21 protein-coding genes and 1 pseudogene are annotated in these 22,271 nt (G+C 45.6%); 16 read left to right on the top strand and 6 right to left on the bottom strand.

All coding sequences use genetic code 11. The features are described 5' to 3' along the window. Positions 1 to 297 precede the first annotated feature (297 nt). Together NC994_RS15625 and NC994_RS15620 are read left to right on the top strand one after the other, a co-directional pair. On the top strand, positions 298 to 1,464 hold the full coding sequence (locus NC994_RS15625; RefSeq protein ID WP_190439299.1) for a pyridoxal phosphate-dependent aminotransferase: 1,167 nt from the start codon (positions 298 to 300) through the stop codon (positions 1,462 to 1,464). 362 nt (positions 1,465 to 1,826) lie between these two features. Further along, positions 1,827 to 2,084: a hypothetical protein gene (locus NC994_RS15620; RefSeq protein WP_190439296.1), complete on the top strand. Its 258-nt coding sequence runs from the start codon at positions 1,827 to 1,829 to the stop codon at positions 2,082 to 2,084. A gap of 95 nt (positions 2,085 to 2,179) precedes the next feature. On the opposite strand, the gene NC994_RS15615 is transcribed toward NC994_RS15620, so the two are convergent. Further along, positions 2,180 to 3,226 carry a 3-deoxy-7-phosphoheptulonate synthase gene (locus NC994_RS15615; RefSeq protein WP_190439294.1) on the bottom strand — a complete coding sequence of 349 codons (1,047 nt, stop codon included), beginning with the start codon at positions 3,224 to 3,226 and terminating at the stop codon, positions 2,180 to 2,182. Positions 3,227 to 3,817: 591 nt separating this feature from the next. Here NC994_RS15615 and ggt point away from each other — a divergent pair. Further along, positions 3,818 to 5,374 carry a gamma-glutamyltransferase gene (gene ggt / locus NC994_RS15610; RefSeq protein WP_190439292.1) on the top strand — a complete coding sequence of 519 codons (1,557 nt, stop codon included), beginning with the start codon at positions 3,818 to 3,820 and terminating at the stop codon, positions 5,372 to 5,374. Positions 5,375 to 5,382: 8 nt separating this feature from the next. Here ggt and NC994_RS15605 read toward each other — a convergent pair whose 3' ends face one another. Further along, on the bottom strand, positions 5,383 to 5,679 hold the full coding sequence (locus tag NC994_RS15605; RefSeq protein ID WP_190439289.1) for an acylphosphatase: 297 nt from the start codon (positions 5,677 to 5,679) through the stop codon (positions 5,383 to 5,385). A gap of 141 nt (positions 5,680 to 5,820) precedes the next feature. Next, positions 5,821 to 6,165, bottom strand: coding sequence for a hypothetical protein (locus NC994_RS15600; protein ID WP_190666646.1), 345 nt, complete (start codon positions 6,163 to 6,165; stop codon positions 5,821 to 5,823). A 408-nt stretch (positions 6,166 to 6,573) separates the two neighbouring features. Between NC994_RS15600 and NC994_RS15595 the strand changes: the two genes are divergently transcribed. Together NC994_RS15595 and NC994_RS15590 are read left to right on the top strand one after the other, a co-directional pair. Then, positions 6,574 to 7,179, top strand: a complete 606-nt coding sequence (locus NC994_RS15595; protein ID WP_190439282.1) for a CPBP family glutamic-type intramembrane protease — start codon at positions 6,574 to 6,576, stop codon at positions 7,177 to 7,179. 514 nt (positions 7,180 to 7,693) lie between these two features. Next, the gene (locus NC994_RS15590; protein ID WP_190439279.1) at positions 7,694 to 9,199 is read left to right on the top strand and encodes an adenylate/guanylate cyclase domain-containing protein; all 1,506 of its coding nucleotides are present in this window, start codon (positions 7,694 to 7,696) and stop codon (positions 9,197 to 9,199) included. On the opposite strand, the gene NC994_RS15585 is transcribed toward NC994_RS15590, so the two are convergent. Beyond that, entirely contained in the window at positions 9,192 to 9,485 is a 294-nt protein-coding gene (locus tag NC994_RS15585) for a DUF3593 domain-containing protein (RefSeq protein WP_190410606.1), read from the bottom strand. The two genes, NC994_RS15590 and NC994_RS15585, sit on opposite strands and share 8 nt — an antisense overlap. Then, complete coding sequence (locus NC994_RS15580; RefSeq protein WP_190439275.1) at positions 9,485 to 9,826, bottom strand: DUF2499 domain-containing protein; 342 nt, start codon at positions 9,824 to 9,826, stop codon at positions 9,485 to 9,487. Before NC994_RS15580 ends, NC994_RS15585 begins: the two co-directional genes overlap by 1 nt. Before the next feature lie 144 nt (positions 9,827 to 9,970). Here NC994_RS15580 and csaB point away from each other — a divergent pair, with 144 nt between their 5' ends. Together csaB and NC994_RS15570 are read left to right on the top strand one after the other, a co-directional pair. Beyond that, positions 9,971 to 11,020 carry a polysaccharide pyruvyl transferase CsaB gene (gene csaB / locus NC994_RS15575; protein WP_190439271.1) on the top strand — a complete coding sequence of 350 codons (1,050 nt, stop codon included), beginning with the start codon at positions 9,971 to 9,973 and terminating at the stop codon, positions 11,018 to 11,020. Positions 11,021 to 11,341: 321 nt separating this feature from the next. Then, positions 11,342 to 12,898, top strand: coding sequence for a hypothetical protein (locus NC994_RS15570; RefSeq protein WP_190439267.1), 1,557 nt, complete (start codon positions 11,342 to 11,344; stop codon positions 12,896 to 12,898). Between the two features lie 169 nt (positions 12,899 to 13,067). On the opposite strand, the gene NC994_RS15565 is transcribed toward NC994_RS15570, so the two are convergent. Continuing rightward, the gene (locus tag NC994_RS15565) at positions 13,068 to 15,311 is read right to left on the bottom strand and encodes a flavin-dependent dehydrogenase (RefSeq protein ID WP_190439264.1); all 2,244 of its coding nucleotides are present in this window, start codon (positions 15,309 to 15,311) and stop codon (positions 13,068 to 13,070) included. Between the two features lie 229 nt (positions 15,312 to 15,540). Here NC994_RS15565 and NC994_RS15560 point away from each other — a divergent pair, with 229 nt between their 5' ends. The 9 genes and pseudogenes from NC994_RS15560 to NC994_RS15520 all read left to right on the top strand — a co-directional run bounded on the left by NC994_RS15560 (position 15,541) and on the right by NC994_RS15520 (position 22,231). After that, complete coding sequence (locus NC994_RS15560) at positions 15,541 to 15,771, top strand: hypothetical protein (RefSeq protein ID WP_190429539.1); 231 nt, start codon at positions 15,541 to 15,543, stop codon at positions 15,769 to 15,771. 20 nt (positions 15,772 to 15,791) lie between these two features. Further along, positions 15,792 to 16,547, top strand: a complete 756-nt coding sequence (locus NC994_RS15555; protein ID WP_190439261.1) for a phosphatase PAP2 family protein — start codon at positions 15,792 to 15,794, stop codon at positions 16,545 to 16,547. A gap of 41 nt (positions 16,548 to 16,588) precedes the next feature. Further along, positions 16,589 to 17,074, top strand: coding sequence for a glutathione peroxidase (locus NC994_RS15550; protein ID WP_190439260.1), 486 nt, complete (start codon positions 16,589 to 16,591; stop codon positions 17,072 to 17,074). A gap of 12 nt (positions 17,075 to 17,086) precedes the next feature. Then, positions 17,087 to 17,515 (top strand): DUF1824 family protein, encoded by a 429-nt coding sequence (locus NC994_RS15545; RefSeq protein WP_190439258.1) that lies wholly within the window; start codon positions 17,087 to 17,089, stop codon positions 17,513 to 17,515. After that, positions 17,512 to 18,333, top strand: a pseudogene (locus NC994_RS15540) (SDR family oxidoreductase). The gene NC994_RS15545 and the pseudogene NC994_RS15540 overlap by 4 nt, the downstream one beginning before the upstream one ends. 245 nt (positions 18,334 to 18,578) lie before the next feature. Further along, on the top strand, positions 18,579 to 19,748 hold the full coding sequence (locus tag NC994_RS15535) for a pyridoxal phosphate-dependent aminotransferase (RefSeq protein WP_190439256.1): 1,170 nt from the start codon (positions 18,579 to 18,581) through the stop codon (positions 19,746 to 19,748). Positions 19,749 to 19,818: 70 nt separating this feature from the next. Then, positions 19,819 to 20,754, top strand: coding sequence for an aldo/keto reductase (locus tag NC994_RS15530; RefSeq protein ID WP_190439253.1), 936 nt, complete (start codon positions 19,819 to 19,821; stop codon positions 20,752 to 20,754). A 215-nt stretch (positions 20,755 to 20,969) separates the two neighbouring features. Then, positions 20,970 to 21,920 carry an alpha/beta hydrolase gene (locus NC994_RS15525; RefSeq protein ID WP_190439349.1) on the top strand — a complete coding sequence of 317 codons (951 nt, stop codon included), beginning with the start codon at positions 20,970 to 20,972 and terminating at the stop codon, positions 21,918 to 21,920. Positions 21,921 to 21,946: 26 nt separating this feature from the next. Beyond that, entirely contained in the window at positions 21,947 to 22,231 is a 285-nt protein-coding gene (locus tag NC994_RS15520) for a DUF2470 domain-containing protein (protein WP_190410617.1), read from the top strand. Positions 22,232 to 22,271 lie beyond the last annotated feature (40 nt).

Raw genomic sequence — 22,271 nt, 5'->3', positions numbered from 1 at the left:
GATCCATAAGCGCCAAAGCGTGTTTTCAAAGAACCTCTAAGGTACAACGACACTAAAATGGAAAACTTTGTGTTTCCTGAGTGTCTTTGTGCCTTAGTGGTTAATTGTCAGGATGCAGGTAAAAACAAGGAATTCGTTTAAAAAGTAAAAAAAATGCCAACCTGGAGCCTGATTGCAGGCTACTCTGAAAGACTAGAGAGTTACCAAGAGCGAACTGGCAAGTCAGCGCAACGCGATCGCACAAGCTAAGTTACTTTGGCAACGGCTCTCTAAGTTAGTCTCAAGAGTGGGGTAAGGATGAAGCTGGCAGCACGAGTGGAGCAAGTACAGCCTTCTTTAACATTGGCGATCGCAGCTAAAGCCAAGGCGATGAAGGCAGAAGGAATGGATGTTTGTAGTTTGAGTGCTGGGGAACCGGATTTCGATACCCCGACGCATATCAAAGTCGCTGCCCAAAAAGCGCTAGACGAGGGCAAGACCAAGTACGGGCCAGCGGCGGGGGAACCGAAGTTAAGGCAAGCGATCGCTCACAAGCTACAAACTGATAATGGACTCAGCTACATGGCTGAAAATGTCATCGTTACCAACGGTGGCAAACATTCCCTCTATAACCTGCACATGGCGCTGATTGAGGCGGGGGATGAGGTGATTATCCCCGCTCCCTACTGGCTCAGTTATCCGGATATGGTGGTTCTAGCGGGTGGGACTCCGGTGATTGTGCAGACAGATGCCTCCACCGGCTATAAAATTACGCCGGAGCAACTCCGCTCATCTTGTACCGAACGGACGAAGCTCTTTGTCCTCAATTCCCCTTCTAATCCCACCGGCATCGTCTATACGCCAGCAGAGTTGGCAGCATTGGCAGAGGTGGTGGTAGAGAAAGATATTCTGGTTGTCTCCGATGAGATTTACGAAAAGATTATCTATGATGGAGTGCAACAGATTAGTATTGGTTCGCTGGGACCAGAGATTTTTGAGCGCACCCTCATTAGCAATGGGTTTGCAAAAGCTTACTCAATGACGGGTTGGCGAATTGGTTATCTCGCGGGTCCCGTAAAATTGATTAAAACAATGAGTACCATCCAAGGGCACAGCACCTCGAATGTGTGTACTTTTGCACAATTTGGCGCGATCGCTGCCTTGGAAAGTTCTCAAGAGTGCGTGGAACAAATGCGCCTCGCCTTTGCCGAACGGCGACAGGTAATGTTAGAGCGTCTCAACGCCATTTCTGGACTCAGTTGTGCCAAGCCTGACGGTGCTTTCTATTTGTTCATTAATATCGGCAAGACGGGTTTAACTTCTCTAGAATTCTGTGATGCTTTACTAGAATCTCAGCAAGTTGCTGCCATTCCAGGGATTGCTTTTGGTGCCGATGACCACATCCGTTTATCTTACGCGACGGATATGACCTCGATTGAGAAAGGCATGGACAGATTAGATAAGTTTGTGCGATCGCTAGTTTAGTCCAGAGCTGGGGAAAACGATCTCGTCACTCACTAACTGAACAAAATTGGTAAAGTAGCACCCGCGATTCTTAGGGTTTCTGGGATGCTACTTTGCGATCGCTTTGTCTAAAATTGGCCACGAGCAAAATACAAAGAAGCTGCTTTTTGTGATTTGCATCACATAAGTGGAAGATAGCGATCGCATTTATTGAGATTGCTGTCACTCAATCGAATGCGACTTTAACTCTTATTGATTAGTTTCATCACTCATAAGGTTGATATGCGTCACTTTTTTTGTAGACAGCTATCACTTATCCCGACAGAGATTGCAGTGCATAGTAAGAATTAAGATACAGAATTTCACAAGCGGAGATAAATAAAATGTTAGTAACTTCCAATTTTTTATATTCTCACAGCCGTTACTATGGTGATGTAAAACCAGAGAATTTAGTTTTTAATGCAAATCTACAAGAATTTGCTCAAAAAGCAACTTATATCAGTTGTTTGGCAAGCAATGGTAAAATTCCTCTAGAGAAAGCTTTCCAAGACCTTGAAATGCTTTGGAAACAGTTAGAAGCTTCAAAAAAGCAGCTAGGTGTAGGCGAATATCCATTCCAAGTAGAAGAAGAAAACACTTAGTTGTAGTATCGGTGAAACTACCTTCACCGATACTACAAGCACAGGTGAGAGCGTTGCGCTGACTTGTCAGTTCTCACTTTTAAAAAACTGCTTTTTTACTTTAGCTTCTCGTAGGCAGCTAAAATAATCCTTTCTGTTTCCTCCCAATTAATACATTTATCTGTTACCGAAACACCGTATTTTAATTCTTTTAATTGGCTAGGAATGGGTTGATTGCCTTCGTACAAATTTGATTCCAGCATCATGCCAACAATAGATGAATTTCCTTCTACTATTTGTTGAATAACATTTTCAAAAACTGCCGACTGTTTTTTATAGTCTTTATTTGAATTTCCGTGACTACAGTCAATGACAATTTTTGGAGGTAAATTAGCTGCTTTTAATTTCTCCTCCGCAATTTTTACGTTCGCAGCATCAAAGTTAGGCTGTTTGGCACCGCCCCGTAGAATAATATGACCGTAAGCATTTCCTTTCGTTTTAAAAATGCTCACCTGTCCCGTTGCATTAATCCCTAGAAAATGGTGAGGTTTTCTAGCTGACTCCAGAGCATTTAAAGCGACTTGAACGCTACCATCAGTACCATTTTTAAAACCTACTGGCATTGAAAGTCCGCTTGCCATTTCGCGGTGAGTTTGCGATTCGGTTGTGCGTGCCCCAATCGCCGACCATGCAATCAATTCGCCAATATATTGTGGGACTATAGGATCGAGAGCTTCTGTAGCAGCAGGTAATCCCAATTCAGTTATTTTAATTAATAAACTCCGTGCAGTTAATAAACCCTTTTCTATGTGGAAAGAATCATCCATATCCGGATCGTTAATTAATCCTTTCCATCCCACGGTAGTCCTTGGTTTTTCAAAATACACTCTCATGATCAGCAGCAGCTTATCGTTTACTCGATCGGAGAGATTTTTTAGCCTATAGGCGTATTCTTCAGCCGACTTTATATCATGGATAGAACAAGGACCAACTACAATAAATTTTCGACTATCTTTCCCATCTAGGATATCCTCTATTTCATTTCTAAAGTTTAAAACGGTTTTTTCTGCCTCATCTGTTAAAGGTAATTTTGATTTAACTTCATTTGGAGTTAAGAGAATATGCGATTCTTCAATATGAGTGTTGAATAATTGAGTTTCCATCGGGTATAATTCCTGGTTTTTGTATGCGTTAGGGATTGAAGTCCAAGTGTAATGTTATAGACAGGGTGAAAAAATTCATCTAACTTAGATAAAAAAATTAATAAAAACGCTAAACCCTAGCTGCAAGGATTCCCCGAAGCACATCTTAGGGAAGCGATCGCTACCTGGATGCACCCTCATCCAAGCTGAGAGCGATCGCTTCTCTGAATCTCTCCGGGTTGCTAAACCATCTATTTCAGCAACGGCAACTCCTCATCGATTTCCGCTGAGATGCTTGGAGTGCTAGCCCTCTCAGGTAGTTTTTCATGTGTTTTAAATCAACGAGTTTATCTTGTGTAGATTTCCTGTTTTGCCCTTACCAAGGGATACCTTTCAGCAACCACTGTTGTTTTTCGAGGCATAAGGCACAGATAGAATCCTCGATCTCTAGTAAAGTCGGTAATATCATTTCGTTTGTCCTGCCAATTTTATTATATTCAATCGCGCTCCGGCGCTCGTGGCACTCTCATCATGCAAATATAAGAAAGCGCGATTGCCCTACATACTGACAACCTAGCTTCTATTCACTCTAGCTTTTCGTACTCAATATTTATGTATAAAAAAACTCACGGTGTTATTGCTGCTGGACATCAAAAAACAGCCGAAGCTGGAATTGAGATGCTCCAATTAGGGGGGAACGCATTTGATGCAGCGGCGGCTGCAATCCTAGCCTCTTGCGTTACCGAAACTGCGCTGACATCTGCGGGGGGTGGTGGGTTTCTTTTAGCCCATACTCAGGATAATCAAAATATTTTGTTTGACTTCTTTTCTCAAACACCACGACAGAAAAAAAGTCAGGAACAGCTTAATTTTTATCCAGTTGCAATTAATTTTGGCGATGCAGTCCAAGAGTTCCATATTGGGCTTGGTTCAATGGCTGTTCCTGGAAACCTCAAGGGCGTTTTTCACGTTCATCAGAAATTAGGGAGATTACCTTTTAATGTGGTTGCTGAACCGGCAATCCGTTATGCAAAAACGGGTGTCGAACTAAACGATTTTACCTATTACTGTTTGACAATCCTCAGCCCCATGCTGCTTGGCTCTAAAGAGATGCAGCAGGTTTTTGCCCCAGAGGGGAAACTTGTTCAGCCTGGAGGAACAGTTTTGATGAGTGATTTTGCTGATACGTTAACTTATTTATCTGAAAGTGGAATCAGAGAATTTTACGAGGGTGAAATTGCCCAACGCTTAGTCAAGGATTGCCAAGATTATGGAGGTTATTTAACCTTAGAAGACCTTAAGAATTATCGAGTAATCGAGAGAAAGCCTCTGGTGATGAATTACCGGGGGAACACCTTCTTAACCAATCCTCCACCCAGTTCTGGCGGCATTCTGATTGCTTTTGCTTTAGAACTGCTTTCAAAAGTTGATTTAACTAATATAGAGTTTGGCAGTTCTGGCCATTTAGGAATATTAGCTCATGTGATGCGCCTAACCAATGAAGCCAGAACGGATAGATATGACGCTTATACTCATACAGAAGAGATTGCCCAAACTTTCTTATCATCTGAACATTTGGCTATTTATGAAGATCAATTAACTGAAGTTGTCAATAAATGGGGAAGCACTACTCATATCAGTGTGGTTGATAGCGAAGGGAATGCGGCGAGTGTTACCACTTCCAACGGAGAGGGTTCTTCTTATGTGATTCCGGGAACTGGGATTATGCTGAATAATATGCTAGGAGAAGCCGATTTAAATCCGCATGGATTTCATAACTGGGAAGAAAATACGCGGATTTCTTCAATGATGGCTCCGACTATTGTACTTAAGAATAATCAACCAGAGATTGTTTTAGGTTCTGGTGGCTCGAATCGAATTAGAACTGCAATTTTACAAGTTATTTCTAATATTATTGATTTTAAAATGGACGTTGATGCAGCAGTAAATCATCCTCGCGTTCATTGGGAAAGTGATATTTTTAATCTTGAACCTGGCTTTAGCGAAGAAGAACTTAAAAATCTGATGCTTCCAGGTAGTAATGAATTGATTTTTTGGAAACAGAAGAATATGTTTTTTGGTGGCGTTCATAGTGTCATGGAAAATTCGGAAGGATTAATAACCGGCGCTGGCGATCGCCGTAGAAGTGGAGTCATCGCGACCTGCTAAAATTGCCTCTATCGCCACATTTCAAATCCGCGCAATCCTTCTGGCGTTTCGTACTCAACCGCCACCGCTTTCACCACAGCAGCAGGTGGCCCTTTGTGACACCATTGAATTACCTCTTCAACATCTGCCTTGCTTCCTTCAAAAACAGCTTCTACACGCCCATCGGGGAGATTTTGCACCCAGCCGCTGACGCCTAGCTGGATCGCTTCATCCAACGTTGAGAACCGAAAACCAACTCCCTGAACGGTTCCTGAAACGATTACGTGGGCGCGGATTTGCCCCGTCGAGGCTGATGAATTCTGCATTTATTTTTTCCTGTCTACGACAGATTTTAAGCTTAAAAGTATTGCCTGGGTTCATTTTAAGCAGGAATGGCGTCAGCTATTGAGCTAACGCCATTTAATTCTTTGGCAGATTGTGTGGATGGTTAATCCAACCCGACCATTTTAGTCGTCGTCATCATCGTCATGGTGTTTGCGGCGATGGCTGTGCTTATGTTCGTCATCATCGTCGTCATCATCATCGCGATGTTCACTACGATATCTATCTTTGCGATCGTCATCATCGTCATCATCATTTCCGTCACGATACCTATCGCGATCGCGGTATTCCCGATCTTCATTGCGATCGCTATACTCCCGATTTCGATCGCGGTACTCCCGATCTTCATTGCGATCGCGGTACTCCCGATCTTCATTGCGATCGCTATACTCCCGATCTTCATTGCGATCGCGGTACTCCTGATCTCGATCGCCTCCTTCCCTATTCAAACCGGGTATGTTTCTGAACATATCGCCGATTCCCATAATGTCCCTCCAAAGTTAAGTTGAGAATTTTTATTATTAAAGCCGTACTAATTCTTCAAGTTTGTTACACAAATTTGACCATTATCTCTTCCGACAGGTAGAGATTCTCATTAAGAGAAAGCTTCGCAAACTTGCTTAACAGTATGTTTTTCAACATTAAGGGTGAAATGGTTTACTCAGAGGTACGCAGAGTTTAAACTTACCCGTATGTACCTCTTAATCTACCCTTTTTACACAGATAACTTTGTTTATACTATTACCGAATTTTTCTTTTCCGAGGGATATTCATTAAGCCTATAGTATAGGATACTGGCAGATTACTTCACTTAACGAAAAAGGCTATTGATAACAGAATTTTATTTTGAGGAAACACCTATTAAAGGAAGTATTTTAATGGTTGATGCGTATATTAGTAATGTACCAGCGATCGCAGCCACGTTTGAGCTTTCGCTAGATGCGATCGCGCTTACGCCAAGCCTGGGAATTGTCTCTCGCTTAATTACAGCCGCCTCTACAACTCCTGATGCCAAAGCGTGGCTATATTCTGCTGCTTTGGTACTGATATATACCTTAATTTCACTACCTATTGGATTCAAATTTGGTTTTTTAAAACTTGATGTAGAAACATCCTGGGAAATGATTATTGGTGTAATGGCGCGTTGTCTGTTGTCTCCCGCCATATCTGAAGAGTTATTTTTTCGGATCTTACTACTTCCTCACCCTACAGAAAAAGCTACCCCTACTACTCTATGGCTTTGGGGAGGTATTAGTTTAGCAATGTTTATCATCTACCATCCGCTAAATGCCGTAACTTTCTATCCCGATGGACTCCGAACTTTTTTTAATCCAGTTTTTCTATTCTTGGCAGCACTTCTAGGTGTTATTTGTACTCTTGCCTATTTTCAAAGTGGCTCTCTATGGATGTCCGTGGCAATTCATTGGCTAATTGTGGTGGTTTGGCTACTTCTATTGGGAGGATATAAAACCTTAAACTCGTAACATTTTTGTCTTGAATATTTATCAAAATTCTTCAAACAGTATGTAGATTTAATGGGCGAGCGCTTATAATAATGTTCGTTAATCTTAGGTATTTTATACGAACTTTTAAAATTGTTTGTTTATGGCGATATTCAAATTATTATTGCTAGTTTTTAGATTTTAATAAAGTTTTTGTGATACAATATATTTAATAAAGAAGAACTCGTCTACTAATAATAGTATTGAAAATTTATATTATTTAAGTCAATTCAAAGCGTGCCAACGTTTAGTCAGTAAAATCTAATCCTAATTTAGATAAAAGATAGATAAAAAAATGGGTGTAAAACCTTGACATAAGGCATTTTTTCAGCGTGGCGCTAGAACAAGCCTCAAACTTTTGCTCTTTTGCAAAGTCTCCGGAAATTTAGCCTGACTGCGGTAGTCTAGTTAGGCTTGTCGTAGCTTAAAACAGAAGCTAAAGGGTGTTCTGCTTGGAATATAAGGTATCGCTATATGAAACAGTAGGAGAGATTCGATGACGCTGCAAGGCTCCCGTGTAGATAGGCGTACAATTCGCCAGTCAATTGCGAAAAGTCTAGCAAAAATCATTCAACTGCTAAATAAACAGACAATTCTGGTCTTGACACTCCTATTGTGTGCTGGAGTAGCGGGAGCTTTGTGGAATATGTCCCATCTCTCGTCAAACCTAATTCAATCACAAGCACTTCAGAATGCAGCCTTGTATGCCCAAGCGATAGAGGAAGCACGCACTCTCTACAGCTCCGAGATCCTGAAGCGGATAGAAGCAGTTCCTGAAATCACCATTACCGACAACTACACTGCTCTAGAAAAGGCAATTCCCGTACCAGCGACATTCTTGATAGAACTCAGTCACCGCCTCGTTCAAAAAAACCCTGGGATGTCAGTCCGACTTTATAGTGAGTATCCCTTTCGCCAGCGGCAAGCGACAGGTGGCCCCAAAGACAATTTTGAGTGGGAAGCGCTTCGCGCCTTGAGGCAACATCCCGATCGACCCTTTGTTCGCTTGGAGAAGTTTCAAGGGCGTTTGTCATTGCGATATGCACAAGCCGATCTCATGAAGGCTAGCTGCGTTGCTTGCCACAATACTCACCCAGATAGCCCTAAAAAAGACTGGAAAGTAGGGGATGTTCGAGGGATTTTGGAAATCTCCAGTCCTCTGGATGAGTTCATGGCAAAAACTCATGCAGGACTGCGAGGAACTTTCGTAATGTTAGCGCTCCTATCTCTATTGGGGCTGTTAGGAATTGCTCTGGTGATCGGCAGGCTGCGCCAAACTTCCAAGGAGCTAGAGTTGCGCGTCATCGAACGCACGGCGCAATTGCGAGAGTCAAATCAGCAACTGACGGTAGAACAGGAGAAGTCTGACAACTTGTTACTTAATATCTTGCCAGAGCCGATTGCCAGACAACTCAAAGACGGGCAAAGTAACATTGCCGATGGATTTGCTGAAGTGACGATTTTATTTGCCGATCTGGTTAACTTTACTCAGCTTTCAGAAAAGATATCACCGAAAGAACTTGTCTGGTTGCTGAACGAAATTTTCTCCGGGTTCGATCGCCTCACCGAACGGCATAACTTGGAGAAAATCAAGACAATTGGCGATGCCTACATGGTGGTAGGAGGTCTTCCCGAACCCCGACCCGATCATGCAGAAGCGATCGCCCAAATGGCAATCGATATGCAAAAAGAAATTGACCAATTCAACGCCAAACATCATCAAACACTCAGTATCCGCATTGGCATTAATACTGGCCCGGTAGTTGCTGGAGTTATCGGCACTAAAAAGTTCATCTATGACCTTTGGGGGGATACCGTGAACATCGCCAGCCGGATGGAATCCCACGGATTGCCAGGTGAAATTCAAGTAACGGCTACAACTTACGAATACTTACAGAATCGATATGCGTTGGAGCAGAGAGGCTCGATTCATGTCAAAGGCAAAGGAGAAATGGAAACTTACCTTCTAAAAGGGAGAAAGCGTGAGGTTTCCCTTACTTAATGACTTGGCGTTTTTGAATCACTGCCTGCCGAAATCCCAACACAATCAGAATATTAGAAAGCGTCAGAAAAACCTCTGCGCCACCGTGCAGCCAATCGACATTTGCTAAGGATTCCCCATAGGCAACTTGGGCATAAATTCCAGCCGGAATTGTGACGCCCACAAAAACCAAGGTCATGTAGAAACCAATTAAAGCTAAACGCGGCATCTGCCCGCTTCGCGTCAGAAACCAGAGAAAGCCTAAATAGGGGAATAGAGAGAGTGCAAAAAGGGTTTCTTTAGACATTACCGTGATTTTGGAGAGATAATTGGCGCATCGTCTTTTTGATTAGCCACGGGTGATGAACGCCAAATCCACCAAGCAGCCGCCAAAAGGGTGAAGTTACCCAGCAAAGTCATTGCCGCCTGAAGCGTAACCAGCCATTCTAAGGATTCTGGGTTGTCAAAATAGTGCCAAGTGCAGGCACACATGGCACTAACTAATGCGGGTAGCATGGCAAAGGATAATCCCCACCAAGCCCGATTGCGAGTCACTTCGCCGTAGATCCAGATTAACCAAATGGCGGCAATCCACTCGATGACGCTGGAAACGTGAATAATCCAGGTAGGAATTGAGAGTGCGTGCATAAAGAAGTTTTTGAGGGTTGAGTTGGAAGTTTTGAATTAGAAGTCTTAACTCAACCCGTGCTAGGCACCGCTTCGCTAACAAAATTCAAAACTCATCACTCTTTTTCTTATAGTACCGCTCAGTTTTGCTGGTAAAGTTTGAGCATGGGAATTCGAGCGGTTTTGTGTGGATATTATGGGCAGGGCAATGCAGGCGATGAAGCATTGCTGGCATCGTTGCTGCAAATGTTACCGGCTGATGTGCCGCCGATTGTGCTTTCTGGGAATCCGAAAAAGACGCGCGATCGCTATGGCGTAGAAAGTTGCTCGCGCAAAGCTTTCTTGCCAGTCCAGCAAGCACTCCGTAAATCGGATGTTTTCATCTGGGGCGGCGGGAGTCTGATGCAAGACGCCACCAGTGCCCTAAGTCCCCTCTACTACGCGGGATTAATGGGATTAGCCCAGAAGCGGGGCTTAAAAACCATTGCTTGGGCGCAGGGAATTGGCCCTTTAAACCGCAATTTGACTCGCTGGATAACGCGAAAAGCGATCGCGGGTTGCCATGCCGTCAGCGTGCGCGATCGCGCCTCTGCTGCCCTGCTGATGGATTGGAAAATCCCCTATATCCAAGCCCCAGACCCGGTTTGGGCGTTAGACGCGAAGCCAGTGAAGGGACTGTGGGATTTACCAGCACCCAGAGTCGCCGTCACCTTGCGATCGCATCCCCATCTGACTCCCGCCCGACTTGATAACTTAACTCGCGCCTTGATTGACTTTCAAAAAGCTACTCAGACCTGCATTTTACTGGTGCCATTTCAAGCAAGTCAGGATCTAGCGATCGCTCAGTCAATTCAACCGCAATTAACGGGTGCCAGCCATATTTTTTCTCTTCAAGACCCTAGAGAATTGAAAGGATTATTTCAGGGTGTCGAGATGGCAATCGGGATGCGCTACCACAGCTTAATTATGGCGGCAGCACAAGAATGCCGTTGTTTCGCCCTCAGCTATGACCCCAAAGTTAGCTTGCTGATGGAAGAACTCAATATGCCAGGGTGGGACTTAACGCAATTGCCTGACGACCCCAACTTGATTAGTCAAACTTGGTTAGAACACTACGTCAACGGCGACCCACTCTCACCCCATCAAATACAGTCCTTAGTTGACCGGGCATTGATGCATCGGGATTTGTTGAATGACGCTTTAACGGCAGAATAGCCTGTCGGGATACAACACCCTAAATGAAAAACTTGGTATCTTCAAGACTTTTCGATCCATCAACTCAAAAAAGCCATTACCGAGGGAAGGTGCGGCAAGAATCAATCAAGGCATACACTTCTTCTAGATGTCGCACCTTAAGCAATTTGAGTTCGATTTCCTCGGCGATGCGAAATTTGAAAATGGTAGAGTGACTCCGAGAGCGTCGTGGAATAATCTTAATTAGAATTATTGCAATCTAGGCGCTTTCTAAAGCTGTGAATTGATCGAGCGACAGCCAGTCCATTTCAAGCACCCATGACCTTCTCTTAAATCAGAGCAATGAGTGAAGCTGACACCCCCCAAGAAGCTAACCAGTCCCAGTCCTTCCCCGAATCAACCGATCCTCCAATGGACGATCCTTTGGAAGATCCGGTGAAGGATGAAACAGATCCTAACCTTGATCCTGTACAGGAGACAGCACCGGCACAGGACGAGACTATCGTGGAAGTAATAGAAGTCGTCAGCTTAGTGCATCGTTCACCCGCGCTAGTAGACGATGAGGCGAATGCCGCAAAGACAACTGATGATGGGGATGGGGTGCATCGGGAAAAGTCTGAGCCGCAGTCATTGCCAGCAGAGGCGGGAAATTTGTTTCCACTGTTGGCTGAGTTGCGTCAGCGCAATCGGGACTTAGTCAGCCGAGTGAATCACCTAGAGAAGGCACTGGGGGATTGTCAGGAGGCGTTGCAATTGCAAAGACAGCGATCGCAAGCTCAAGAAAATATCCTCACCTCTACAACCCAGGAACTCAACGGGACGCAAGAACAAGTCACCCGGATGTTCCGAGAACTAGAATCGTCTCATCAAGCTGCCCAGCGCCAACAAATCTTAATTGAAACCGTAACAGAACAGCTGGAAAACAGCCAAGAACGCATCGCCCAGCTAGAACGGGAATGTGCCTTCACCCAGCAACGCTATAACGAACAATCTCACGCGCTGTTGCAAAGCGAAAATACAATCCGCGAACTCCGTACCCGTTTGCAACGCCAGCAGCGCCAAACCCTGCAATTCAAGTCGGCGTTAGAAAAGTGTCTGGAAATGCCTCCCCCCACCCAAATCGAACCAGATACCAGACCTTCTCCCACTTGGGCGCATCGCCATCTTAAAAACGCCCACGATTCTCAATCTCTGCTCCCCAAAGCGCCGCCTATTCAACCTTGGTCAGCGCAACCGGCATTTCAGGAAGACCCCGCCCAGAATGAGGAAGATTGGGAGATTTCAGTATCTCCGGCTTATGCACCGATTACAGAGGCAACTGCCTTCGTTTCGAGGGAATGGGAGCCGTTAGAAGAAATACCCGCCTCTGAGAGCCTCGAAGCCACCGATGAAGAGGAGATATGGCAATGGGGAATGCTAGACTCAGACTCCGATCCGCTCATGGATGATTTTCTCATGCCCCCTGAGCTGGAAATCTCTGGTAACGATGATTTCAGCGATGAATTAGCGATCGCTTCTACCCAGGAAAGTATCGCGATTGAGAACGAACTGGAAGACCTGCTGCTGGCTGTCAGTTTCGAGCCAGATGAGAACGATGAAGCTGGAACGATCTATGCCCTAGAAAATACCGAATCAGCTTCTCCTTCCTCGTACATCTTTGAGCCTTCTGAACCAGAGGCAATCTGGTCAGAAGATGCGAGTGGAGACAATGCTGAGCAAGAAGAGGAGGTAATATCCCGCAGAGAATTTCCGGCTGCTGTGCCCACCCAGCGCCCTGATGCCATCCTCTCCCAACCAAACTGGCCGTCCCCTCTGCTTTATCCGACACGTCCCCCGAAAGGGCGGAAATCCTTGGCGTCGATAGAATTGCCAACGTTTCCCAGAAAAACTGGCGCGTAGAAATTAAAAATCAGGACTTACGCATTGAAAGCTTGAAATCTAGATCCCCCTAGCCCCCTTTTTTAAGGGGGCTTTTCCGGTTCCCCCTTTTTAAGGGAGATGCAAGGGGGATCTCGGCGTAAGTCCTAAAAATACAAAATTAAACATTGTTCTTTTTAATTTTGCATTTTTAATTTTTAATCGCGACTCGCTCGGAAGACGTTTGCCTCTGCTCTTTCCGCGTAGAAAGCTGATGGTTCTTTTGAGGACGCCCCATCCCAGCAGTGAGGGCATAGCTCTGAGCCAGCAGCCATAACCACAAAGCAGGATAGTGTTCTTCTAGTGAAGGTTGTAGACGCCGGAGGGCACCCGGAAACCAACCCCCCAGCAACCAAACAACTAGGGCATGAAGTGTAAAGCTGAAATAGCTGCCCAGCCAGCGGAAGATATCTTTAGCACCGGCGAGTTGCCAAATCCATAACAGCAAAGCTGGATTGATCCAAGCGGCTTTTAGCGCCAGTCGATTGAAGGTTAGCCAATTCACTCGGTCTTTAATAAACGTGTCTGCCACCTCTGGGGGTTCTGTCGCCAAAAGCCCGAAAAAGGTATTCAGCATCGAGTTAATTCGCTGCGGCGGTAAGTAGGTGCCGGTGGGAACCATCATGCCTTTAGAAAAGAGCCAGGTAACGGAGACGTTGCTTTGATAAGCGCGAATCTGGTTTAAGTGATGGGCTTGGAGCAAGTCATGTTTCAGGGCGGTATCTAGAAGGTTGGTTAAACGGGAGAGATTGCGAACCAGGGAACCAAACCCAGTAAAAACGAGGGGAGATTGGAGAGAGGCGGCATCGCCAATGCTAATTAGCCGATCGAAAGCAACCCTGCGATCGCGACTTCCAACACTAAAGTGACCCGGAATATACCCAAATGTCGGTTTTTTCCACACCAGCTTCTCCATATCGCAGCGGCGATACTCCGGCAAAATGTTGAAAAAATCTTCATACATTTCTAATAACGAGCCGGGGTTATCGGGATGCACTTGATGATAGTGGAATAAGTAGAAGGTCACTTCTTCACCTTCAGCGGGGAATAACTCCCAAATCAGCTGCCGTCCCCGCGAAATATCGCCGTGACTGTTCAGCACATCCCCGTATTGGGCATCCCACACCCCCGGCTCAAACCCGCTGGCAATCACAGCCCCAACGGTTGGGCAAACACTATCAAAAGTGCGACCCCCATTCAACTGCCACGCAATCGGCGAAGCAGTGCCCATCGCATCTACTAGCAGGCGTCCGCTGGCTTGGCGCTGAGCTTGGCTGGGCAGATGTTTCGCTTGCACGGTAACTTGCGATCGCTCAATATCAGCCCGGATAAACTCCGTCTCATCCCAAATTTCCCCACCGGCTTTGGTGAGTTTTTCCCCACACAGACGCAGCAGTTTCTCGGCGTCCAATCCCACATTCAGCACGGTTGGGGTATGCAATACCTGTGCTTTGAGCTTGGGCGGATTATTGGCATCGAAGAATTTGTGAAACCCGTCTACATACTCCGCGGCAATAATGCTTTCAAATTCCGCCGGGGTAAATAAGCCTAAATCAATCAAGCTTTGAAATTCATCGCGGGAAATGTTCCACTCCCGGTTCATGCGCCCGAAAGGGAGCCGTTCCAGCAATAGCACCCGGTAGCCGAGTTGAGCCATGACAGCAGCGTGGATGACGCCCAAGGCACCACCTACATAAATCAGGTCGTAGGAAGAGGACTGACGGGAGAGGACTGAGGACTGAGGACTGAGGACTGAGGGCTGAGGGCTGAGGGCTGAGGGCGCTTCGCCTTCCCGAAGGATGGACTCAGAGGGGAGGGAGGAGGAGTCAGTGAAGGCTTCATCTCCCTTTTGATTCCTGATTGCCCTGTCTCTTCGGAAGATAACCTGCGCTGGCTGTTTCGGATTGCGAACGCTCTCGCGCCAACGTTTCTCCCACCAATAGACGCGATTCAGGTCATATTCCCCGTTCGGCATTTTTTGAAAGAAGCGGACGGTTTCCGGGTAATCGTGAGCCAAAGCTTCAAAGATAGATTGCTTTGACAAATCAATCGCCGGTGGTTCTGGATATTGTTGGGGAAACCGGCTTCTCAGATTCGAGGTAAGTTGTTTCAGGATCTCTCTTTCACCGGGGATAGCCTGCTGTGCCCAACGGAAGACCTTCAGATACGTGGTTCGCTGCACCGACCAAATAAAAATTGAGAGTTCGGGTTGCGGAATCGCGGGATTTTGGGTTGTATCCGTTTTTTTAAGACTCTCAGGATTGGGAAATTGCAGTCTGATACCGTCAGGCGTGAACATTTTCTCCCCTGCTCCTGGATCGTACTCTTGTTGCAACCAGGCGCGGACGGCGGCTATATCCGGGGTAGGAACTTCTAAGTAAAGTATTTCTCTCATATTGGCGATCTGCATTAGGGAACCTATTCCTGAGAAAGACAGAGTGAACCGGGGTCAAAGTGCGCTAAACTTCCGGATACGAATTGCTTAGAATCGATTAAAAAACTTTACACAATTCTCATTTTCTTAATGTACAGGGGTGCAACTGTTGGACGGGCGGGGAACCGCTCACGACGAAAGCCCTGAGCGATGAATCCTTTAAACCCGCCCATAGACTATGACCTACGCCATGAATTATCCCATCCCAGCCAGTCCTCAAGAAATTGTCGCCTTGCGGCAAAAGCCCGTTGATGAAGAATTAGTGGCAGCAGCGATCGCTGGAGTCGTTCAAATTGCCCGTCAAGAGGGGCAGTCTTTAGACGAATTAACCGCTCAAGTGCTAGAAGAAGATAGTCTGCTGGATCAGGCACAAAGACACTGGCTTAGCGACATCGTTGCCCAAGCTTGGGCTAGCCTCTAGCAAATTAGAACCGCCAGATCATGCGCGAAATTGCCAAGCGAGTTATCTCCGCGTTGCCGCAGTGGTGGCGATCGCACATATTGCCCTTGTTATTTACGATTCCAGCAGCGGGTCTATTCGTTGCTGCCCTAGGGCTGTGGGGATTTGCCCAAATTGCTGACGAAGTTTTAGACAAAGAAACCCAAGCCATTGATACGGCAATTCTAGTGGTTATCAAAAGCCTGCACGCGCCGCTGCTCGATCGGCTAATGCTGGGATTCACATTTGTGGGAGAACCCACGGTGTTGCTGGTCATTTGCTTGGGCTTCGGGATTTGGCTGTACCGAGACGGTCGGCGAGGGCAAGCCATAACACTTGCGATCGCTGGAGTGGGTGCGGTTGGCTTAAACTATTTACTCAAAGTGGTATTTGGTCGCGCCCGTCCGGCGCTTTGGGATCGGGTCATTGATGTGGGTCAATACAGCTTTCCTAGCGGTCATGCGATGATTTCAATGGTTGTTTACGGCGCACTTGGCTATTTACTGGTCAAGCAGTTGAGTAAATGGCATATAGCGATCGCTAGCGGGACACTGCTATTGGTTACGGGTATTGGTCTGAGTCGGCTTTATCTTGGCGTCCATTGGCCTACGGATGTCGTCGCTGGCTATGCAGCAGGGATTGTGTGGTTGATGACCTGTATCCTCAGCCTAGAAATTTGGCAAGAATATTACAAGCCAGCCCCTCAAAAAACGCCCATCCCTAACGAAGAAGAATCCAATATCGCTAACCGCAGATAAGGGAAAGCACAGCTCAATCAGGGTGTATAGGAATGAAATTAATGAGCAGTACAGTCTCTGATATCGCAGTAAAAACTATCAACGGTGAAGATAAGCAACTTTCCGAGTACGGCGGAAAGGTACTTTTAATCGTGAATGTCGCTTCCCAGTGCGGCTACACGCCTCAGTACAAAGGATTAGAGCAGTTAAACCAAAAGTACCAGGATCAGGGATTGCGCGTTCTAGGATTCCCTTGCAACGACTTTGGAGCGCAAGAACCCGGTAGCAATGAAGAGATTATGAATTTCTGCACGACCAACTACGGCATCAGCTTTGAGATGTTTGACAAAGTTCATGCCAAAGGTCAAGAACAGCATCCGCTGTATGCTCGGCTTACCAGTGCAGTACAGCCTACGGGAAATGTTTCTTGGAACTTTGAGAAATTCTTAGTCAGTAAGCAAGGTGAAGTCGTGGCTCGATTTAATAGCAGTGTGAAGCCAGATTCACCAGAATTGATTGCAGCGATTGAGCGGGAATTAGCCCAGTAAGTCAAGGAATTTATGTCTGTCCAGAATTTGTCAAACTTAACCGTTCAAGAAGCACATAAAATCCTCAAAGTTTTCGACTGCTTAAGGATAGATTCCAGTGAAGATGCACCGGATAAAGATTCAATTCGCCAAGCGCTACTTTTGGTAAGTGAGCTTTCTGATAACCAAATACTAGGGGTTTGTGCCGATACAACAGAGCAAGGGATTAAAGCTTTAAAAACCTATGCAACGGCTTTAGGTTATGAAGTCAATAAAAATTTAGTGCCGATTGATGGCTCTGTTTATATTAAGTTTAACCCTAAGACTAACTTGTGTTATCTCAATCCGTACATAGGAGAACATCGCGGAGTTTTGGTATCCTGCCAGTCTGCGAATGAAGACGGAATTAACGAGATGTACGGTCATTTACCCCTAGATTTATTTACATCGGGATCTTCATGAACGCTGCAATCATTGGCTGTGGTTATGTGGGTAAGGCAGTTGCCCAATATTGGCGTCAGGAGTTAGGATTTACTGTCACCGCAACTACAACTTCTCCCGAACGAGTTTCAGAATTAGAAGCAGTTGCCCAACGAGTCGTCCTTGTAAAAGGTGATGATTTGGCAGGGCTACAATCGGTGTTGGAAGATCGGGATACTGTACTGCTAAGTATTGGAGCAAAAAATGCCGATGTTTACGAAGAAACTTATTTAAAAACTGCCCATAGCTTAGTCTCAGCCTTGAAACAAACTCCTTCGGTGCGACAGCTAATTTACACCGGAAGTTATGCGGTCTACGGGGATAAAAATGGGGAGTGGGTGGATGAAGAATCACCCGTTACACCTGCTAACCAAAATGGTCGAGTTCTCTGTGATACTGAGCAAATATTGCTCTCAGCTTCCACTGAAAAGTTAGGCGTTTGTATCCTTCGTCTAGGGGGAATTCATGGGCCAGGTCGTGAATTATCCAAAATATTTAGTCGAGTTGTTGGTACAACTCGCCCAGGAAACGGCGAAGACACAACAAATTGGATTCACCTAAAGGACATTGTTGCTGCTATCGAGTTTGCCCGCAAGCATCAATTGCAAGGTATTTACAATTTGGTGGATGATGCACATTTGACCTATCGAGAACTTCTTGAGCGAGTGTGCAACCAACATAATCTACCCAAAGTTTCTTGGGATGAATCCCAGAAAAGTGTTCGACCTTAGAATGCGCGAGTGTCAACTCAGAAGCTAAAAGCCGCTGGGTTTCAATTAAGCCATCCAGAAACAATATAGCAATCTTATTGGAGTTATGAGATGCCATCGGTTCAGATTCCCGACTTCTCTAAGAAGTCGGGAATCTCGGCTTCACTGTATGCAAATTTCCAGCTTTCCCGTTTAAAGTGGGCTAAGGGATTTAAGCTTGTACAATTCACCCTTTGATTCCTAAACCCCTTTAAAAAGGAGAACAAGAAAAAGGTAATTGTTAAATTTTAAATAATATGAAATACGCACAATAAACCCTGAACGATGAGTTTTGTATGCTTACCGAATCTTCTCGAATGCAGGTGGTGCAGTCGCCAATTATTCCCGTTGTTGGGGAATTGATTCGTAGCTGTCCGGGAACGATTTCCTTGGGACAAGGCGTTGCTTATTATAGTCCGCCGCCAGAAGCGATCGCGCAACTGTCCCATTTCCTGGCAGATCCAGAGAATCACAAGTACAAACCCGTACAAGGTATCTCGCCGTTGCTGGAGGCGATCGCTCAAAAATTAAAATTTGAGAACGCGATTGACCTGAATGCTGAGAACTGCATTGTAGTCACGGCTGGCAGTAATATGGCGTTCGTGAACGTGGTGTTAGCGATCGCAAATCCCGGCGACGAGATTATTCTTCAAACGCCTTATTACTTCAACCAAGAGATGGCAATTACAATGGCGGGTTGTCGTCCGGTTCTGGTCGCGACGGATGAGAATTATCAACTCCGTCCGGAGGCGATTCGGCAAGCAATTACCGAAAAAACGCGGGCAGTTGTCACAATTTCACCTAATAATCCCACGGGAGCCGTGTATTCGGAAGCTGCATTGCGGGAAGTGAATCAAATTTGTCGCGATCGCGGCATCTATCACATCAGCGATGAAGCCTATGAATACTTTACTTACAACGGCGTGCAGCATTTTTCCCCAGCAGCGATTCCAGACAGCCACCCCCATACAATTTCCCTCTTCTCGCTGTCTAAAGCTTACGGTTTCGCATCCTGGCGCATCGGGTATATGGTGATGCCGAAACACCTCCTCATCGCCGTCAAGAAGATTCAGGATACGATTTTGATTTGTCCCCCGGTGATTTCCCAGTATGCCGCATTCGGGGCATTACAAGCGGGAGTAGGCTACTGCAAGGAAAAGCTAGAAGCGATCGCCTCTGTGCGAGAAATTGTCCTCAACGAATGCGATCGCATCCAACATTTATGCACCATTCCCCCAGCAGATGGAGCTTTTTATTTTCTGCTGAGAGTCCATACAAAATTACCTGCAATGGACTTGGTAGAAAGACTGATCCGCGAACATGGTGTCGCGGTTATTCCAGGTACAACCTTTGGCATGGAAGACGGGTGTTATCTGCGCGTTGCCTATGGTGCCCTGCAAAAAGAAACCGCAGCCGAGGGGATTGGGCGATTCGTGAGGGGTTTGTCAGCGATTTTAAGCGCATAATCGTCAAGGGGGCATTTAGCGAAGAATTACACCTTTTTGCCATGAATTGCAAGGAATATTGACGGAAAGCATGAATAGTCAAGAAAAATCCTCTTTAATTGTCGGCTGCTGGCAACTCGACGATCGCAGTTGGAAACGAATTCCAGAAACCGATATTGCCCGTGCTTTGGATATTTACTTAGCGCTGGGTACTACTCATTTTGATACCGCAGACATCTACGGACGCAGCGAAAGTGTTCTCGGTCGCTTGCTCAAAGGAAGCGACTGCACCATTTTGACCAAAGCCGTCTTTTTCGACAATATTCCGAATCCAACACAAATTCGCAGCAAAATTGAGAATTCTCTCCGCAATTTGCAGCGCGATACTCTCGATTGCGTACAAATCCACTGGCACAATCCAGAATTAGATTTTGCCTCTACTTTTAGGGTGTTCGCAGAACTTTTAGAACAAGGTAAGATTCGCAAACTTGGCGTTACTAATTTCAATACGCCAATGTTAGAAAAAGCTTTGCAATACGCCACAATTAGCACTCATCAAGTGCAATACAGCTTAATTGACCGACGCGTAGAAAACTCAATGCAAAGTCTATGCCTCCAGCATAATATTGCTTTGTTGTCCTACGGTTCTCTAGCAGGCGGCTTCTTGTCGGATAAGTTCCGGGGCATCTCGTCACCCCCCAGCGAAGGCTCTCATGCCCGTGGCTTCTACTACAACAGTATGATCCGCGCCCACGGCGGCTGGCAACCTGTCTTAGAGATGTTGGACACTTTGGCAGAGGTGGCAAAAAAATATGAGAAAACAATTTCTCAAGTAGCTTTAAACTGGGTTAAGCAGCAGCCGGGTGTTGCGGCTGTCATCTCAGGCTTTACTCAAGATCGTCAGCAGATTCAAAAGAATGTAGAAGCTTTGAGTCTTCAACTAGATAAGGACGATCTCCAATTGCTTTCCGATCGTTCATCTACCCTATTCAAACAACCGGGAGATATTTATTCTTACGAGCGATAGATGAGCTGAGCTTTGCCAGGAGGCACTGTTAAGTTAACTCAAAATTTAGCTCATCAACCCAAAAAATGAGCAAAGTGCATCCCATTTTTCTAAAAACAAGCCTACAAGCTGAAACCTGCTTTCATCAGGCTTCGTTTGTATATCCGCGATTTTAGCCATCAGGAGTTTTTACTCTGATTGGGATGCTTCTAACCCTAATTGCTTTCTGGATAATTATGCAACCCTTGTCTTCAACTCAAAATCTACAAATTTCTGCAACTGAAACTGTAACTCCTACGCAGTTTTACACTTGGAAAAATTATCGCTGCGCCTACGAAGTTCATACCGCAATTAATCCAAATACAAATAATGGGACTCCCCTCCTATTAATTCATCCCATTGGTGTAGGATTATCCCGAAAGTTTTGGCAGCGATTCTGTCGAGAATGGTATGAAGCGGGTCGCCGGAATCCAATTTATAATCCAGACTTACTGGGATGTGGTGAGAGCGATATGCCTCATGTGGCTTATAGTCCTCTTGATTGGGCACAGCAATTGCAACATTTTTTGCAGACTGTAGTCAAAAAACCTGTGATTGTAGTGGTACAAGGGGCTTTGCTGCCGGTAGCAATTGAGTTAGTTCGTCTAGAAACGAATTCTAATTTTATTCGAGGCTTGGTGCTGGCTGGCCCTCCCGCTTTGACATTGCTTGCTAAACCTAGAGCAAATTGGCGGCAAAAACTTACCTGGAATCTGTTAGACTCTCCTTTTGGGAGTGCCTTTTATCGCTATGCGCGGCGCGAACAGTTCCTACGTTCTTTCTCAACTAAACAACTCTTTGAAAAGGCTGATTCAGTCGATCGGGAGTGGCTGCAAACTTTGGAGAAAGGTGCGACAGATCCAAAGACTCGCCATGCTGTTTTTTCCTTCCTAGCAGGGTTTTGGCGGCAAGATTATCGAGACGCGATCGCATCTATCTCTCAACCCACTCTAGTAGTTGTCGGCGACACGGCATCCAGCATTAGTCAAGCTGGCAAAGGTGAAACTCCCGATGAACGCTTGGCTGACTATCAGAAGTCTTTACCCAACGCTGAGGGTATCAAAATGTTAGGTCGTAATGTTCTACCCTATGAGTCAACGGTTGAATTTGTCAATGTAGTTACCAATTTTGTCGCTAAACATTCTTAATTAATTACATCAGAGGATGCTATCTAATGTCCGATGCAATAACGTCTGAAATAAGCGATCGCATTTGCGCTCACATGAACGACGATCATGCTGATGCTGTCGTTCTTTACGCCCAAACTTATGGTAATTCTCCCGATGCTGCAAAGGCAGAAATGGTTTCAGTAGATCCAGAAGGTATGAATCTCATGGCACAAGTCAAAGGTTCGGATGTGCCGATACGCATTCACTTCGATCATATTCTCAAAGATGCCGAAGATGCTCACCATACGCTCATTGCAATGGTGAAACAAGCGCGTTCTCATTCAAAATAGTACCAAAAAGAACGTTGAGTAAGGTGGACAATGCCCACCT

Source organism: Trichocoleus sp. AS-A1 (assembly GCF_039962015.1).
GTDB lineage: Bacteria > Cyanobacteriota > Cyanobacteriia > Cyanobacteriales > FACHB-T130 > FACHB-T130.
The sequence above is the reverse complement of the archived record's forward strand: the minus strand, read 5'-3'. Positions and strand labels throughout refer to the sequence as shown.